Source organism: Microtetraspora sp. AC03309 (assembly GCF_020826795.1).
Taxonomy (GTDB): Bacteria; Actinomycetota; Actinomycetes; order Streptosporangiales; family Streptosporangiaceae; genus Microtetraspora; species Microtetraspora glauca.
In genome coordinates this window covers 1-585 of record NZ_JADDIL010000382.1, presented here as the reverse complement: position 1 = coordinate 585, position 585 = coordinate 1, and the positions used below count along the sequence as shown (strand labels likewise).

Sequence of the window (585 nt, the reverse complement as noted above, 5' to 3'; positions counted from 1 at the left end):
ATGTACAACGAGTGGCTGGACGAGGGGTTCGCCCGACCCGGCGCGCGGCGCACCCGCGAGACCTTCGAGATCTGTGCCACCGCACAGGTGGTGGTCACCGATGACCGGCCGGCGATCATGGAGCTCATGAAGCCGCACCTGGCGCTGTACATGGGCGGCATGGGCTCCGAGGACACCAACTTCCATGCCGAGGTCTACCGCCGGATGGGATACGCGGAAGTCGTCGACGACGTCACCAAACTGTTCCGCAGTGACCGTAAAGACGAGGCTGCCAAGGTCATTCCCGATGAATTGGTCGATGACTCGGCGATCGTCGGCAACCTCGACTACGTCAAGGAGCAGATCAAGGCCTGGGAGGCCGCGGGCGTCACCATGATGGTGGTCGGAGCCCGTTCCGTCGAGCAGATCCGTGACCTTGCGGCTCTCGCGGCGGATCACTGACCCGAGTAGACACTTTCTTGCAACCTGTCTACTCGAGGTTCTAGATTTATGGCGTGAGTCACAGCGCTCCCGATTCTGGGCCCTCGCAACACACCGTCCTCGGCACCGTGCTGACGATGCCGGTGCAGATCCGTACCGCCGAAC

The 585-nt window shown here is 62.6% G+C and carries 1 protein-coding gene; it reads left to right on the top strand.

Annotation, left to right across the window (positions count from 1 at the left end):
- Window positions 1–441: LLM class flavin-dependent oxidoreductase (locus tag IMZ11_RS43445; RefSeq protein WP_228649523.1), on the top strand; the 441-nt coding region annotated here is incomplete at its 5' end.
- Between the last annotated feature and the right edge of the window lie 144 nt (window positions 442–585).